Below are 15996 nucleotides of genomic sequence, written 5' to 3'. Positions count from 1 at the left end.
TTCCACTTTCATGCCTCACTCATCTGTGCAAGGGCAGCAAATTATAAATAAGTGATAGCGCCAAAAAACCAAGGGACGCCATCGCGTCCCCTTAACAATGAGACCTGAATTATCATTTTGCCTGACGGTTCTTGTAATACTCCATCTCTGACAATTCATGATAGGCGCTAACCTGCTGCTGAAACTTAGCATAAGAAGCGTAAACTTTAGCAAATTGCGCGTCTTGGGCGGCTTGCTCTTGTAAAACATCCAATGATGCAGCACGAAGGGCCAGCATCACATCCTCGGGAAGCGGTAACACTTTGATACCGTGTTTGTCCCTAAGTGCGGCCATGGCTTCATTATTGCGAGCCGTATACTCATCCAGCATGTCCTGATTAACTGCGCGAGTTGCCACTTCCACTATGCTCTGTAAATCGGCAGGCAAGCTGTTAAAGGCTTGCTCATTTACGGTAAATTCCAGCATGGCACCGGGTTCATGCCAGCCAGAATAATAGTAATAGTCCGCTGCCTTATGTAGTCCGAAGGCTAAATCATTGTATGGTCCAACCCATTCAGTGGCATCTATCGCACCGGTTTGCAAAGCAGTAAAAATCTCCCCTCCGGTCAGCGCAACCGGTATGGCACCGACTTTCTTCAATACTTCCGCCCCCAGACCGGGCATACGTATTTTTAGACCTGTAAAATCGTCAATGCTGTGAATTTCCTTTTTAAACCAGCCGGCCATCTGCACCCCGGTATTACCGCCAGCGAAAGGAATCACACCGAAGGGTTTATAGACCTCTCTCCACAACGCCAAACCGCCACCATAGTGCAACCAGCTATTCGTTTCCGTTACATTCATGCCGAACGGAATAGCAGTAAAAATCTGCGCGGCGGGGGCCTTGCCCTTCCAGTAATAACTGCCTGCATGGCCCATCTGTGCGGTACCGCTGGATACGGCATCAAACACCTCAAATCCTGGAACCAGTTCTCCAGCGCCGTACACTTTCACTTTCAGTCTACCGCCAGACATCTCATCTACCATTTTGGCAAAGGTCTCAGGTCCACGACCAAGTCCTGGAAAATTCTTCGGCCAGGACGTCACCAATTTCCACTCAAAGTGTTGCTGCTTGGCCCCGCTTTGGTCAGTGTTCGTCGGTTCTTTACCACACCCCAGCAGTGTTAGTGCTGCTGCGCCAGCCCAAAAGGCCGAATAAAACCACTTCATGTTCATATCTCCATGTTAGATAGGCTAGCTATATAAAGTGTCGGGAAGCCAAGTCACCAATTCAGGCCAGATTGCCAGCATGACTAGCAACATAAGTTGAATAACAATAAAGGGGATTACCCCTTTGTACATATCCGCGGTTCTTACCGACGACGGCGCTACACCGCGCAGATAGAAAAGCGCAAAACCAAAAGGAGGTGTTAAGAAAGATGTCTGCAAGTTCACCGCAATCATAATGCCCAGCCAAACCGGATCAACGCCCATGGCTAGGAGCACCGGACCAATGATAGGCACCACCACAAAAGTGATCTCAATAAAATCCAGAATAAAACCAAGTAAAAAGATCACCAGCATGACCAGCAACATCGCCCCTAGTATGCCGCCGGGCAGCCCGGTGAAGAAATCCTCAATCAAGGTTTCTCCACCCAGTCCCCGGAATACCAGTGAGAACACCGAAGCGCCGATCAAAATAAGAAACACCATAGAAGTCACTTTGGTGGTACCAAGCATCACGTCTTTGAGTCTATTAAGGCTAAGCTGACGCGAAAACAACGCCAGCACAATTGCCCCCATCGCCCCTACCCCTGCCGCTTCAGTAGGTGTAGCCAAACCAGCCAAGATGGAGCCTAAAACCAACAGCATTAATACCAGCGGCGGCAGCAGCGCCTTTAACAAAGGCTTTAGTTGCATAGATACGCCTTTCTCACTGGTACTCTCGAACCAGTGAGGGCGCAGTTTGGCACTCAGCAATACATAGGCGAGGTATAAGCCAACCAACATCAGCCCAGGGACTAAGGCGCCGACAAAAAGGTCTCCGACCGACACAGAGTCCGGGGAGAAAATACCCATATTAAGCTGCGCTTGCTGATACGCACTGGAAAGCACATCGCCCAGCAATACCAGCGCAATAGAGGGTGGGATAATTTGTCCCAGCGTGCCGGTTGCACAAATGCTACCTGTGGCAAATGCAGGGTGATAACCACGTTTTAGCATGCTGGGTAATGACAACAGCCCCATAGTCACCACAGTCGCCCCCACAATACCGGTGCTGGCAGCCATTAACATACCCACTAAAATCACAGATAGTGCCAGCCCCCCCCGAAAACGGCCAAATACCTGCGACATGGCAGCGAGTAAGTCTTCCGCCACTTTGGACTTTTCCAACATCATGCCCATAAATACAAAAAGCGGCACGGCCAGCAAGGTTTGATTGGTCATTATGCCGTACAGACGACTGGGCAAGGCATGCAGGTAGGCCATATCAAAGGCACCAAACAAGGCGCTGACAGACGCGAATAACAGGGCTGTACCTGCCAATGCATAGGCAACCGGGTAACCCAGCATTAACACCAGGCAAACCAGTACAAACAAAATCAGGGCAAGATATTCCATCAACCAGGCTCCTGGCTTGACGGCAAGCTCGAACCACCCAAGACCCGCCAATTAATCCAACTTTGCGCCAGGGCTTGCAGGCTCATGGTAAGGCAAAATAGCGGGATTAAGCTTTTAAGCAAAAACACCAATGGCAGCCCGCCGGCTTCAGGAGAGTCCTCTAACAACCGCCAGGAGGTGGCTACGTAGTCCCAACTCATAAAAAAGATAAAAATATTAACCGGTAACAGCAGAAACAACGCGCCAGCCAAGTCAATCATGGCGCGGGTTTTGGCAGACCAGTTACGATAGAAGATGTCTACCCGTACATGTTCATCGGCTTTTAAAGTATGTGCACAGCCAAGCATAAATACTGCCGCATGCAAATACATCGCCGACTCCTGCATGGCAATCCAGCCTAGATTGAAGCCATAGCGCAATAATACGATGGTGAACACAAGCACCACCATCAGCAGCGTGAGCCAGCTAATGACTTTGCACAAATACAGGTTTATTCGGTCTATAACCAGAGAAGATGACGTTACAGGTTGCACGAGTCGACAGTTTATTTTTTTAATTTGCAGCAAGCTTTTAACAAAATCTTTACCAGATTGGAACGGTGAGCCGTACAACGGGCATAAAAAAAGTGTCCTAAGACACTTTTCGTTTCAAACCACCGAGGCAGGCGGGTGAATCAGGGGCACCACCATACAATCCTTGCCATTCACTGTCTGTGTAGGTGTGCAATGCTAATGCATGAATATGATTTGCCAATTCATCTTTGAGCACGGCATTGACGGCCCTGTGTCGGTTAATCAGGCGCTCGCCACTAAACGAAGGCGAAACCAGCACCACTTTGAAATGCGTTTCTGAACCCATAGGCACATTATGTTGGTGGCTTTCATTGATCACTTCCAGATACGCCGGCTGAAAGTGGGACAACAATTTTTCTTCGATTACGCTTTGAATATTCATCTCTCAACCCTTTTTACTGCCATTTTCCGGCATGCATTGAAGCATTTTTACGCCGCCGCCGAATAACGCTCCGGCTATCATCCCTCTGGTTTAAATTTAGCTTTCGCCAGCAAGGTTACAACCCTCATTTACCTCATAAAGCCGGGTTTCAATGATAACCACCTGAGCCGTCGAGATATATTTTTTAAGCGAGGATATATACACATTTATAACCTTAGATTCGTCTAAATCAGGCAAGCTGTCCCTAAGCCTTGATATAACGAAAGGTCAGATTGATTCGTCCATCACTGACCCGGCGCGTCTTGGCAATGGCATGTTGCCAATATTGCTGGGTAGCGCCTTGCATTATCAGCAGACTGCCATGAGCCAAAGCAATTCGGTACTTTTCGTTGCTGTGAATATGGCGAAAATCCAGATTGCGGCAAGCCCCCAAACTGACTGACGCAATAACAGGGTTGTCACCCAATTCAGACTCGCTATCTGCATGCCAGCCCATACTGTCGTTGCCATCGCGGTACCAATTCGCCAGCACCGAATTAAATCTATGCCCGCAAGCTTGCTCACAGCGTTGCTTTAGCTCCCAAAGCTCCTCAGTCCAGGGCAAAGGCGTCATAGTTAAGCCAGAGTAACGATACGTACAGTCTGCATCGCCATACCAGGCTTGTAATCTGGGGATTTTCACCACTTTACCGTAGAGTTTGATAGAATCCTGCCGCCAATTTAATGACTGGCGAAAGCACAATAACAAGGCATCGGCTTTTGCCTGTGAGAGAAAATCTGTCCGGTAGTCCAACTCAGCCTGAGGGAGCGAAATTTTACCGGGATTGAACAAAGACGGCTGCATCTATTATCAACTGAGAGCGACGAATCCATGAAGGTCATTCTAACTGCAAATGAGCGCAGCCTTAAGCTGCAACGCTATCCCGCCCGTTTACAGGATAAAAGTGAGCAGGCCTGGGATGCAGCAGATGAGTTGCTATTAGAAGAGATCAAAGAGCTGCAAAGACCTGCCAACTTGCTGATTTTCAATGATGATTGCGGTGCATTAGGCTGTTTTCTGGCAGCGTGGTCTCCCGCCTGGATAAATGACTCACAGGTAAGTCGCCTGGCCTTGGCACAAAACCTCAATACCAATGGCATAGATGAGTCGCAAGTACGCTGGTTTGACAGTTTGAGTTTACCTGATGAGCCTGCCGATATGGTTTTGCTGAAGATCCCCAAAACCTTGGCCCTACTGGAACATCAGCTTATTCAATTACAGCCCAAAGTGAGCGAAAGCACCCGAATTATCGCTGCCGCCAAGGTCAATCAAATTCAAAAATCGACCCTGGCACTATTTGAAAAATATCTGGGGGCCACACGTACTTCACTGGCACGTAAAAAAGCCCGACTGATTTTTTGCCAGCCGGAGCCACGAACACCGGCTGTCAGTCCTTTTCCAACCATCTGGCAATTGGAGGGCAGCGGCCTGACCATACACAACCATGCCAATGTATTTGCCCGTGCTCAGTTGGATATAGGTGCACGTTTTCTGCTTAGCCATCTTCCAGATACCCGTCATAAACGTGTGATGGATTTGGGCTGTGGTAACGGTGTGCTGGGTTTGAGTCTGTTGCAACAAAGCCCACCGAGCAAATTACTTTTCGTCGATGAGTCTCATATGGCGGTGGCCTCAGCGCAGTTGAATGTCGCCAGTAATATGCCAGAGCACTTAGCGGTTTGTGAATTTATTGCCAGCAATTGTTTGGAGCAGGTGCCAGCCCAGTCAGTGGATCTTGTACTGTGCAATCCGCCCTTTCACCAGCAACAACGCATTACCGATCATATTGCCTGGCAAATGTTTAGCGATGCCCGGCATATATTGCGTAGCGGCGGAGAATTACGCATTGTCGGCAACCGTCATTTAGGCTACCAGGATAAACTGAAACGACTGTTTGGCGGCTGCCGACAGGTTGCAGTGAACAATAAATTCGTTATCTTATCGGCGTTCAAGAAATAAGGAGCATCACCATGCCACGCATTCTGGCCTTGCTGTTAATGTGTTTTTCCCCTTTGCTACAGGCTGCCGACGACGGTTCACAACTGCAAAAGGGTAACCTGTTCCCGAAGGTAAAACTGGAAACCAGTATGGGTGATATAGTTGTCGAACTTGACCGGGCTGCCGCTCCCATCACCACCAACAACTTTTTGCTGTACGTTGATAAGCGCAGCTACGAAGGCACCATTTTTCACCGGGTGATTCAGGACTTTGTGGTACAGGGCGGTGGCTACGACCAAGAGTTCAACACCAAACCTGTGATGAAAACTATTTTCAATGAATCCGGGAATGGTAACAAAAACGAGCTATACACTATTGCCATGGCCAGGGAGAACGATCCCCATTCGGCGGGCAGGCAGTTTTTCTTTAATATGAATGACAATCCCAGTCTGGATCCGGGCCGCAAATGGGGCTACGCAGTTTTTGGCCGGGTGGTAGAAGGAACAGAGGTACTGGACAAAATAGCCGCTGTGGAAACCCAGGTACATCCTACCTGGGGCTGGCCGGATGTACCGGTAGAACCGGTGATATTGTTAAAAGCGACGCTGTTGCCCCAAGAATTTTAACCTGCCAGGCTATTTTTCCCGCTGCTGACGAATTAGCTCGTACGCCGCCTGAATATCCTGCGCTTTGTTTTTAGCAATCTCCATGGCCTGTTTTGGCAGGCCCTTGGACACTAACTTGTCAGGATGGTGTTCCGCCATAAGCTTGCGATAGGCTTTTTTAATTTGTGCCATGTCGTCCTGCTTACTTACCCCTAGAATTTTGTAAGCATCATCTAAACTGTTGGCATCGGTGTAGGTCTGCCGACCTGCTTGCCCACTATATGTGCGTCTTTGGTGACTACGCGTTCGAAAACGCAGTTCAGCTTCGTACACTGACAACAAATACAGCAATTCATGCTTACGAAAGCCCAGATGACTGGCTGCGCTTTCCAACACCTTTTGTTCCGCAGCATCGAGGCTGCCATCGGCATAAGCCGCCTGAATCAGGATTTCCAGGAACACCTGCATAATATCCCGGCGCCCATGACAGGACTCACGAAACTCGAGCAGAATGTCTTTCAATGGAAAATCAGCCGCTTTGCCCTCACGAAAGGCCTGTTGTGCTTCTCGGCGGGTATCACCAGTCAAGCCCATCTGGTCCATCAGGCTGGTCGCCATCCTGATTTCTTCGTTGGTGACCTGGCCACTGGCTTTCGCTACATGCCCCATACAAGCAAACAGCGCATGGAAAAAAATAGCTTGGCGTTTGAAGTCATCGCCTTGTCCGAAGAAGCGCCCAAAACCGCCCATCTGGTCAAAATTCTGGCTATAACCTTTGTCAAACAGATGGCCGACAATAAAGCCGAGAATAGCGCCGGGGATCCTGCCAAACATAAAGCCAAAAAACGTACCTAGCAGTTTTCCCCATATGGGCATGAAGCGTATCCTTGTAGAAAGTAGTCAAGCTAATGGTTGCGCGGCTAAATATAACGAATCGGGACTAGCAAATGAAGACGGCAAGTACCTAAGTGAAACAATCCGCAAATAAAGATCGACATCCAATTGTCTCACCGTCGCAGAAAAAATCGCAATTTCACCCTGCTTTTCTGTAACTCTGCTGGTAAAACTGGTCGAAACCCTTAAAATCTGGCCATTAGCCAATAGTCACTGTTTATTCAATCAAAGGGACTTCCCACCACCTATGAGAATGAAGCGCCTGTCTTTTGCCATTTTCTGGCTGTTCAGCTCGGCTGCAGCGGCGCAACAAACTGAATGTCCAGTTCCTTTGATGCCACAACTGCCGCAAACCAACTTGAGCAACCCAGGCGACATCCATGTAAAAGCGGCAAAAACACAAATACAGCAGGATACTCTGGCACAGTTTAGCGGTAACGTCGAAATCGTCAGTGAACAAGGACATATTCAAGCCCAGCGCGCTGAAATCAATAAAGCGGACAAAACCTTGCATGCCGACGGCAATATCCGCTTTTTGGATCAGCAAATTCAGGTAAACAGTGAACAGATTGATTTGGATTTAGCATCAGGCCAATTGCGTCTGGACAGTACAGAATATCAAATGCTGGGCTTTGCAGGTCGTGGGCGAGCTGACAGTATTCAGCTAGACAACAAAGAAGGGTTAGCACTTAAAGACGTCAGCTTTACGACCTGTCCGGAAGGTAGTGAGGACTGGCAGATTCGTGCCAGTAGTTTGGAACTGAGCCCAAATGACAATTGGGGAACAGCACGCAATACCCGTTTTTATCTGGGCGGTGTGCCGGTTTTTTATCTGCCGTATTTTAAGTTTCCTGTAACAGACGAACGTCAAACGGGCTTATTGTTCCCAAAAATGTCTACCTCAGACAAAGTGGGGGTGAGCTATGAGCAACCCTTTTATTGGAACATTGCGCCTAATTATGACGCGACCTTCAGCCCCCGTGTGATGACCGACCGTGGTGTACAACTAAAAACAGAGTTTCGTTATCTGACCGAAGAACATCAGGGTCAGATTGATGTGGAATATCTGCCTGACGATCGACGCTATGATTTGGATAAGTCCCGCTACTTCTATCGTTTCCTGCACCAGGGCAAGCTGTCTGAGAACTGGCAAGTAAGCGCAGAGATAAACGGCCTGAGTGATGACAACTACTTTGTTGATTTAGGCTCTGATTACTTTAACCGGGGGGATACGCATATGTATCAAACCCTGGCGGTAAACTACTACTCCGAGCCGTTGGACTTTTCCGCTGAGGTGCGAGACTTTGAAATCATCGGTGACCACCCAAGTGCCTACCGGGCCGTGCCCGAACTTAAACTGAACTACCGCCAACCGTTATCAGAATATCTGAACTTCAGGGTGCGTTCAGAGCTGGCGCATTTTGAAGACGGGCGTGACGATACGCCTTCGGCGACGCGTTTACACATGATGCCGACTTTGAGCGTACCGCTGCAAAATGCCTGGGGCGAGTTGCTCACCGAAGCCAGCTTATTGCAAACCTGGTACAAGCAGGATTTACCAGAAGGTTCAGCATTGCAGGAAAATGTCAGTCGCACTCTGGGGCAAGGGCGGATTTATGGTGCCATCAATTTCGAACGCGAAACGGAACTCTTTGGCAGCAACATGACTCAGACACTGGAACCAAAGTTTCAGTATTTGTATACCAGCTACGAAAATCAGGATGGCATAGGGCTGTATGATAGTAACCGCTTACTCAATGACTATACAGGGTTGTTCAGAGGGCAGGAGTTTGTCGGCCTGGACCGCATCAGCGACTCCAACCACTTAACGGTTGGAGTAACTACCCGCCTGCTGGATAAAAACCATCAGGAGAGATTCAAACTCAGTCTGGGGCAGATATTTTACTTCAACAATACCAAGCTGAAGGAATACAGTCGGGAAGATGACCGTTCAGCCTTGGCCGCTGAATTGGATTGGCGTCTAAGTAGTAAATGGGTGGCGCGTTCAGCACTGCAATTGTCTTCTTCCAATCAAAAAGTGGAGCGTAGCAATCTGACGTTGGACTATCAGATGAGTGCTGACAAATTAGTACAAATTAGCCATCGCTACGTCAGGGACATTTCTGGAGAAGAAATTAACCAGTTGGGTGTTACTGCCAGTTGGCCACTCAGTCAGAATTGGCACTGGGTTGGCCGTTGGTACAAGGATCTACATGGCAAGCGTACCATCGAAAGCTTCACTGGCTTACAATATGAATCATGCTGTTGGGCCTTACAGTTCGGTAGTATGCGCTACTTGAGTAATCGCTTTGATACCGCTGGTGGTCAAAGTACTGAAGAGTTTGATACCACTATCTTGCTCGAATTCGTATTTAAAGGGGTTGGCAGTAAGAAGAGTTCGCGTACCCTGTTAGACGAAGGGCTGTTTGGCTACAGACAACCGTATTTTTTGAATAATTAATGATGAAAACTATGAAAATAAAAGCAGTATTGTGTTCCGCGCTGATGCTGGCAAGCATGGGCATTCATGCTAAACAGGTCGAACTGGATAAGGTTGCCGTGATTGTTGACCAGGGCGTGGTTCTTGAGAGTGAAATCCAGGAACTTGTTTCGTCGGTCAAAAAGAACGCCGTAACTTCAGGTCAGGAATTACCTTCCGATGCGGCACTTCGCACCCAGGCCACTGAACGTCTGATTCTGACCAATCTGCAAATGCAAATGGCTGAACGTATGGGGATCCAAATCAGTGACCCTCAGTTGGAGCAGACCATCGCCAATATCGCCCGCCAGGAAGGGGTCACTCTCGATACTCTGCGGGAAAAGCTGGCCGAGGAAGGGGTGAGCTACGACAGCTACCGCGAAGAAATTCGCCGCGAGTTGATCACTGGTGAAGTGCGCCGCGCCAACGTCCGCCGCCGCATCTACATCACCCCGCAGGAAATCGATAGCCTGGTGAAACTGATTGAACAACAAGGTCAGCAACAAGCCGAATATCACCTGGGACATATTTTAGTTGGTTTTCCACCTGAACCGACACCAGAAGATGTAGACGCGACTCGTGCCCGCGCTGAAAAGGTTTTGGAACTGCTCAACAATGGCTCAGATTTTGCCAAGATTGCCATCGCTTCCTCTTCCGGCGCAAAGGCACTTGATGGTGGTGACATGGGCTGGATGAATATCAACGCCATGCCAACGCTGTTCGCCGAGGCGGTACAAGGTAAAAAACAGAATGAACTGATCGGCCCCATCCGCAGCGGTGCCGGTTTCCACATTCTTAAGATCATTGATTTGCGCGGCGTTCAAACGGTAGAAATCACAGAAGTAAATGCACGTCACATCCTGATCAAACCCTCGGTGATTCTGAGCGAGGAAAAAGCCGAACAGATGCTGAAAGATTTCCGTGCCCAGGTACTGGCAGGTGAAGCTGATTTCGCCGCCTTAGCCAAGCAACACTCAGCCGATCCCGGTTCAGCCTTAAAAGGTGGCGAGTTGGGCTGGGCAGACCCCGAAATCTACGTACCAGAATTCCGCGACACCTTAAATGTGCTGGCTAAAGATGAGATCAGCCAACCATTCAGAACCGTTCACGGCTGGCACTTGGCGCAGTTACTGGATAAACGCACCGGTGATGCCACTGACAAAGTTCAGCAGGAAAAGGCCTACCAGTTGCTGTTTAACCGCAAGTTTGCCGAGGAAACAGATAACTGGCTAAGAGAGATGCGCGACGAAGCCTATATCGAGGTTTTGGAGTAAGTCCTTGAGTCAACGTTCAGTCAGAATAGCCATCACGCCGGGCGAACCTGCCGGTATCGGCCCGGATTTGGTCATAAATTTACTGCAGCAACAATGGGATGCGCAGTTAGTTTTATTTGCCAGCGGTGACATGCTGGAACAGCGTGCAGCATTGTTAGGGCTTCCCCTAGAGTTACAGCCCTATTCCACCGACAATCACAGAGTCTTAGGGCCAGGACAAGCTTACCTGGTCGATATTCCCGCTGAAGCCAAGGTGGTGCCCGGAGAGCTAAACAGTGCTAATGGCCACTACGTAGTTGAAACACTACGTCAGGCCAGTGAGAAGAATATCAGCGGTGAATTTGATGCCGTGGTGACTGGCCCAGTGCACAAAGGCATCATTAATCAAGCTGGGATTTCCTTCAGTGGCCATACGGAATACTTTGCGCAGCAGGCAAATACCCCGGATGTGGTTATGATGCTGGCCACCGAGGGATTGAGAGTGGTGTTAGCGACCACTCACATTCCCCTGGCTTATGTTTCAAAAGCCATTACCCGCGAACGACTGCATAAAGTCATTCATATAGTAAATACGGACCTGAAACTGAAGTTTGGCATCGCCAAGCCGAAAATTTTTGTTTGCGGCCTGAATCCGCATGCAGGGGAAGGCGGCCACATTGGCCGCGAAGAGCTGGACGTCATCATACCGGCCCTTGATGAGTTAAGAGCCGAAGGGCTTGATTTACAGGGGCCCTTGCCGGCCGATACGATTTTCCAGCCCAAATACCTACAGCAAGCAGATGCGGTACTTGCCATGTATCACGATCAAGGTTTACCCGTACTCAAGTATAAGGGCTTTGGCGCGTCCGTTAATATTACCTTAGGCCTGCCTTTTATCCGAACCTCGGTAGACCATGGCACAGCCTTGGATCTGGCTGGCACCTCACAAGCCGATGTTGGCAGCTTCTCTGTGGCATTGCACAGAGCCATAGAATTAGCAGGTATTCGCAAATGAGTAAGCAACATTTAGGGCACACCGCCCGCAAGCGTTTTGGTCAGAACTTCCTGCACGATCAATATATTATTTCTCAGATTGTCAGCGCCATTGCTCCAAAGTCGGGCCAAAATCTGGTGGAGATAGGTCCTGGCCTTGGTGCCATTACCGAACCTGTCTGTGAGTTGGTAGATAAACTAACTGTAGTTGAGCTTGACCGGGACTTGGCAGCCAGGCTGCGCACCCATCCTTTCATCGCCAGCAAATTGAATATCATTGAAAGTGATGCCCTGCGTTATGATTTTACGCAATTACTCGAGGACGGTAATCCACTGAGAATCTTTGGTAACTTGCCGTACAACATTTCCACCCCGCTGATGTTCCATTTATTCAGCTTCGCAGACAAAGTGCAGGACATGCACTTCATGTTACAAAAAGAAGTGGTGAAGCGCTTAGCTGCATCACCAGGTGGTAAAGATTATGGACGTCTGTCGGTTATGGCGCAGTATCATTGTCAGGTAATTCCAGTATTGGAAGTACCGCCAGGCGCGTTTAAACCGGCACCTAAGGTCGACTCTGCGGTTGTCAGACTGGTTCCGCACAAAGTAAAACCTGTGCAGGTTAATCGTCTGGAAGATTTGAACCGTGTCTGCGCGCTGGCTTTCAATCAACGTCGCAAAACTATCCGCAATAGCTTACGCGAACTGATTGACGAGCAAACCTTTGAGACACTTGGTCTCAACCCCGATTTACGCGCAGAGAATCTAAGTCTAAAAGATTTTGCAGCACTGGCGAATCACATCAAGCCAGAAGACCAAGCATGAAAACACCTATAGTTGTTGAAGTTCAAACCGAGTACCTGGTAGACAGTTCACATCCGGCAGGGAATAAGTTTGCTTTCGCCTACCATATCAGCATTACCAATCAGAGTAATGAACCCGTCCAGCTGCTCAACCGCTATTGGTTGATCACCGATGCCAATGGCAAGACTACGGAAGTATCAGGCGCTGGCGTGGTGGGTAAGCAACCCATTATTCAGGTTGGAGAGACTTACCAATACAGCAGTGGTGCCATGCTCGATACACCGGTAGGCAGTATGCAAGGCTATTATGAGATGCAGCGCCCCTGCGGGGAGTGCTTTCAGGCGCCAATAGCCGTCTTCCGGCTGGCGGTACTGAACCTGATCAATTGAATATGACTACTTTTGTTGTCGGCGACATTCAGGCTTGCCTTACCCCTCTTATCTCTCTGCTGGAAAAAGCCGGATTCAGCTCGAACACTGACCGGCTCTGGGCCGTTGGCGATCTTATCGGAAGAGGGCCACAAGCGCTGGAAACTATGCAATTTTTGTATGGCATGGGTGATAGCTTCGATACCGTCTTGGGTAATCATGATCTGCATTTCTTAGCGGTTTATGCCGGTATCAAACGAGATAAACCGTCAGATGGCTTCCAAGCACTACTCGCGTCACCCAACATCAAACAATTGGTAGACTGGTTACGCCAGCGCCCCTTGGCCGTATTACTGGATGAGCATACCTTGCTGTCGCATGCGGGTTTATATCCAGGATGGCAATTTGCCGACGCCTTGTATTGGGCAAACCAAGTATCCAATGCCCTTTGTTCCGATAAGTGGCAGGAGCTACTTAGGAACATGTACGGAAGCGAACCCAAAGCCTGGGATGAATGCACCAGTGACGAAGAAAGACTGATCTTCACTATCAATTGTCTGACGCGCATGCGTTTTGTCAGCAACAACGGTCAGTTGGATCTGCAAACTAAAAGCGGCGTAACCTCAGCATCTGCTAATCAGTATCCTTGGTTTACGCATCCCTCCTTGCAGCTTTTACCATCGCAGCAGGTGCTATTCGGCCACTGGGCTGCCTTAGAAGGTCACACAGGCAATAAGCAATGCCTGGCTCTTGATACCGGCTATATATGGGGAGGTCAATTGAGTTTATACGCCCTTGAAACAGAAATTTTTTATCGCGTAGATCAGCAATAGGGCGATTATCTGCTGCCCTTCAGGTTAAATCTTTTGCGTCGATACAATAAGTTGTCTTATTGTTAAGCCTTTCACAAAAAATAAAAACAAGCGTTCTGTCGGTTTTTGATGAAGTAATACTGCAAATTTGCAACAATCTTCTGATACCAAGCCGTTTGTATGGAGATCCGTATGAATCTTACCGTAGCCATGCGTGTTATAGGTGGTTTTGCCATCATTACCTTGCTGCTATTTGTCGTCAGCATTTCCTCTCTTGTTAATCTGAGTGATGTGGATAGTGCTACTGAGGAAGTAAACACCTTGGCGTTGCCTACGCTTCAAAGTAGTAGTGCGTTAAAAGTGTCTTTTGTCAATATGGGCAGAATTACTTTTGAGGCTTATTACGAAACAGACTTAGCCCGTTTGGACGATGCACTGCAACGTTTCTCATCCAGTCGAACTAACTTTGAGTCAGGTATGCAAAAGCTGAAGCAAATAGTAAGCGGTCAGGCTGAACTAAAAGCAACCTTGTCCAGAGTTGAAAAGGTCTATGCAGACTACAACACCAACGTTACCAGTATGTTCAATAATCGTCGCGCTGATTTAGAGCTCGCTCAGCGACTTGGTAGCCAGCTATCTGACCTGGAGGACTATACAGACGATACCTCAACGCTACTGCTGGATTTTTCAGATCTGGGTCAAGCAAGAGGTAACGGTGCACTCGCCGAGGCGGCTAAATTGGGACGTGAACTGGAAACCGGACTGATGTCGTTGGTAACAGTTGGCAATCAATATAGCCGTACCGAAGATCTAACTAAGGCTGAGACCATTGGTAACGAGCTGAAACTCTTATTAAGTAATGCCAAAGCTAGTGCCGACCAAATGGAAAAATCCGCTGCTGGTCGTGATAACAGCGGCATGCTGGAAGAAATACTGGAAATGGTGAACAGTATCAGTGACACCATTTCATCCGCGAAGGGTGTTTTAAACAATCAGGTAGAAAGACTTAACCATCAAAACGAAGCTGTCCGCGCTTTGCAGAATTCCGAAGCTAACATCCAATCAGGTATTGCCGATTTAGACCAACTACTTAAACAAGCCAACGATATTACCAGTCGTGTGAAAGAAGACGTAGCTGACTCAGTCGCCAATGGTACAACCAGCACCTATGTCATCATGCTGATTTCAGCAGTGGTGGCAGCCGCCATCGCATTTTTCAGCGTACGCGCTATCACCGTGCCGCTGACCAAAGTCAACGAAATGCTGCACGTGGTTTCTTCAGGTGACCTGACGCAAAAACTGGATGACAGCTCCAAAGACGAATTTGGTGAGCTGGCCAGAAACTGTAACAACCTGATTGATAGCCTGAAGGCGCTTATATCTGGCATCAGTTCCCGTGCAACCCAACTGGCGGCAGCCTCTGAAGAAACCTCAACGGTTACTTCACAAACCACCCGCTCCATTCAAGAGCAAAAATCTCAAATCGCTCAGGTGGCAACTGCTACAACGCAGATGAACAGTACCTCTCAGTTGGTATCACAAAGTGCTGACGACACCCTAAAACAAATTCGCCACGCTGACGCTGAGGCCGAGAAGGTCAAAGTCATTTCCAATGAAAATAAAAACACCATTATGGTGTTGGCGCGTGAGGTGGAAAAGGCTGCGGAAGTTATCAATAAACTGCATCAGGATAGCGCCAGTATAGGTGGTATTCTGGATGTTATTCGCGGCGTTGCCGATCAGACCAATCTGCTTGCGCTCAATGCAGCCATAGAAGCTGCCAGGGCCGGTGAACAAGGTCGAGGCTTTGCGGTGGTAGCAGACGAAGTTAGAACTCTTGCCAGCCGCACTCAGGAATCCACACAGGAAATCCACGCCATGATTGAAATGTTGCAGGTGGGTGCTGAGAAAGCAGTATCTGTAATGCAACAAGGTAAGCAGCAGGCGGAGCTATGCGTAACTCAGACAGAAAAAGCCACATCTGCACTGGATTTAATCACCAATGCAGTACACAAAGCACACGATGTCTCGAGTCAGATTGAACAATCAGCCCGCGAGCAGTATCAGGTATCGCAAGAAATAAGTGAGAAGCTGGAAAATATCGTCGCCATTGCCGAAGAAACCGCGACAGGGGCAGAACAAACCACAGACTCGAGCCACGAAGTAGCGCGTCTGGCCGATGAACTGCAAGGCTCCATCAGACAGTTCCGCGTCTGATTGACAGCCAACCATAAAAAACGCAGCCTAGGCTGCG

15 protein-coding genes are annotated in these 15996 nt (G+C 48.7%); 9 read left to right on the top strand and 6 right to left on the bottom strand.

The annotated features are described in order from the left end of the window. Nucleotides 1-112: 112 nt before the first annotated feature. The 5 genes from J0A65_RS06500 to J0A65_RS06480 all read right to left on the bottom strand — a co-directional run bounded on the left by J0A65_RS06500 (nucleotide 113) and on the right by J0A65_RS06480 (nucleotide 4400). The gene (locus tag J0A65_RS06500; RefSeq protein ID WP_206593329.1) at nucleotides 113-1210 is read right to left on the bottom strand and encodes a TRAP transporter substrate-binding protein; all 1098 of its coding nucleotides are present in this window, start codon (nucleotides 1208-1210) and stop codon (nucleotides 113-115) included. 24 nt (nucleotides 1211-1234) lie between these two features. Next, the gene (locus tag J0A65_RS06495; RefSeq protein ID WP_206593328.1) at nucleotides 1235-2602 is read right to left on the bottom strand and encodes a TRAP transporter large permease; all 1368 of its coding nucleotides are present in this window, start codon (nucleotides 2600-2602) and stop codon (nucleotides 1235-1237) included. After that, the gene (locus J0A65_RS06490) at nucleotides 2602-3039 is read right to left on the bottom strand and encodes a TRAP transporter small permease subunit (RefSeq protein ID WP_332874304.1); all 438 of its coding nucleotides are present in this window, start codon (nucleotides 3037-3039) and stop codon (nucleotides 2602-2604) included. The genes J0A65_RS06495 and J0A65_RS06490 overlap by 1 nt, the downstream gene beginning before the upstream one ends. Before the next feature lie 193 nt (nucleotides 3040-3232). Then, on the bottom strand, nucleotides 3233-3556 hold the full coding sequence (gene bolA / locus J0A65_RS06485) for a transcriptional regulator BolA (protein ID WP_206593327.1): 324 nt from the start codon (nucleotides 3554-3556) through the stop codon (nucleotides 3233-3235). Nucleotides 3557-3800: 244 nt separating this feature from the next. Further along, nucleotides 3801-4400, bottom strand: coding sequence for an alpha-ketoglutarate-dependent dioxygenase AlkB family protein (locus tag J0A65_RS06480; protein ID WP_206593326.1), 600 nt, complete (start codon nucleotides 4398-4400; stop codon nucleotides 3801-3803). Between the two features lie 27 nt (nucleotides 4401-4427). Between J0A65_RS06480 and J0A65_RS06475 the strand changes: the two genes are divergently transcribed. Continuing rightward, nucleotides 4428-5555 carry a methyltransferase gene (locus J0A65_RS06475; RefSeq protein WP_206593325.1) on the top strand — a complete coding sequence of 376 codons (1128 nt, stop codon included), beginning with the start codon at nucleotides 4428-4430 and terminating at the stop codon, nucleotides 5553-5555. Between the two features lie 11 nt (nucleotides 5556-5566). Next, nucleotides 5567-6160 carry a peptidylprolyl isomerase gene (locus J0A65_RS06470; protein WP_206593324.1) on the top strand — a complete coding sequence of 198 codons (594 nt, stop codon included), beginning with the start codon at nucleotides 5567-5569 and terminating at the stop codon, nucleotides 6158-6160. A gap of 9 nt (nucleotides 6161-6169) precedes the next feature. On the opposite strand, the gene djlA is transcribed toward J0A65_RS06470, so the two are convergent. Continuing rightward, the gene (gene djlA, locus J0A65_RS06465) at nucleotides 6170-7015 is read right to left on the bottom strand and encodes a co-chaperone DjlA (RefSeq protein ID WP_206593323.1); all 846 of its coding nucleotides are present in this window, start codon (nucleotides 7013-7015) and stop codon (nucleotides 6170-6172) included. Nucleotides 7016-7280: 265 nt separating this feature from the next. On the opposite strand from djlA, the gene J0A65_RS06460 reads away from it, so the two are divergent. From J0A65_RS06460 to J0A65_RS06430, 7 genes are all read left to right on the top strand, one after another. Continuing rightward, nucleotides 7281-9494 (top strand): LPS-assembly protein LptD, encoded by a 2214-nt coding sequence (locus J0A65_RS06460; RefSeq protein WP_206593322.1) that lies wholly within the window; start codon nucleotides 7281-7283, stop codon nucleotides 9492-9494. A gap of 11 nt (nucleotides 9495-9505) precedes the next feature. Next, a complete protein-coding gene (surA, locus tag J0A65_RS06455; protein WP_206593321.1) occupies nucleotides 9506-10786 on the top strand; it encodes a peptidylprolyl isomerase SurA in 1281 nt (426 codons plus the stop codon). Between the two features lie 4 nt (nucleotides 10787-10790). Beyond that, nucleotides 10791-11780, top strand: a complete 990-nt coding sequence (pdxA, locus tag J0A65_RS06450) for a 4-hydroxythreonine-4-phosphate dehydrogenase PdxA (RefSeq protein WP_206593320.1) — start codon at nucleotides 10791-10793, stop codon at nucleotides 11778-11780. After that, on the top strand, nucleotides 11777-12583 hold the full coding sequence (rsmA, locus tag J0A65_RS06445; protein WP_206593319.1) for a 16S rRNA (adenine(1518)-N(6)/adenine(1519)-N(6))-dimethyltransferase RsmA: 807 nt from the start codon (nucleotides 11777-11779) through the stop codon (nucleotides 12581-12583). Before pdxA ends, rsmA begins: the two co-directional genes overlap by 4 nt. Then, nucleotides 12580-12951, top strand: a complete 372-nt coding sequence (gene apaG / locus J0A65_RS06440; RefSeq protein WP_206593318.1) for a Co2+/Mg2+ efflux protein ApaG — start codon at nucleotides 12580-12582, stop codon at nucleotides 12949-12951. Before rsmA ends, apaG begins: the two co-directional genes overlap by 4 nt. A gap of 2 nt (nucleotides 12952-12953) precedes the next feature. Then, complete coding sequence (locus J0A65_RS06435; RefSeq protein WP_206593317.1) at nucleotides 12954-13763, top strand: symmetrical bis(5'-nucleosyl)-tetraphosphatase; 810 nt, start codon at nucleotides 12954-12956, stop codon at nucleotides 13761-13763. 171 nt (nucleotides 13764-13934) lie between these two features. Further along, nucleotides 13935-15959 (top strand): HAMP domain-containing methyl-accepting chemotaxis protein, encoded by a 2025-nt coding sequence (locus J0A65_RS06430; RefSeq protein ID WP_206593316.1) that lies wholly within the window; start codon nucleotides 13935-13937, stop codon nucleotides 15957-15959. The last annotated feature ends 37 nt before the right edge of the window (nucleotides 15960-15996 follow it).

Origin of the sequence: Bowmanella yangjiangensis, from assembly GCF_017255015.1 — a bacterium.
GTDB classification, from domain to species: domain Bacteria; phylum Pseudomonadota; class Gammaproteobacteria; order Enterobacterales; family Alteromonadaceae; genus Bowmanella; species Bowmanella yangjiangensis.
This window is presented reverse-complemented; position numbering and strand designations above follow the sequence as displayed.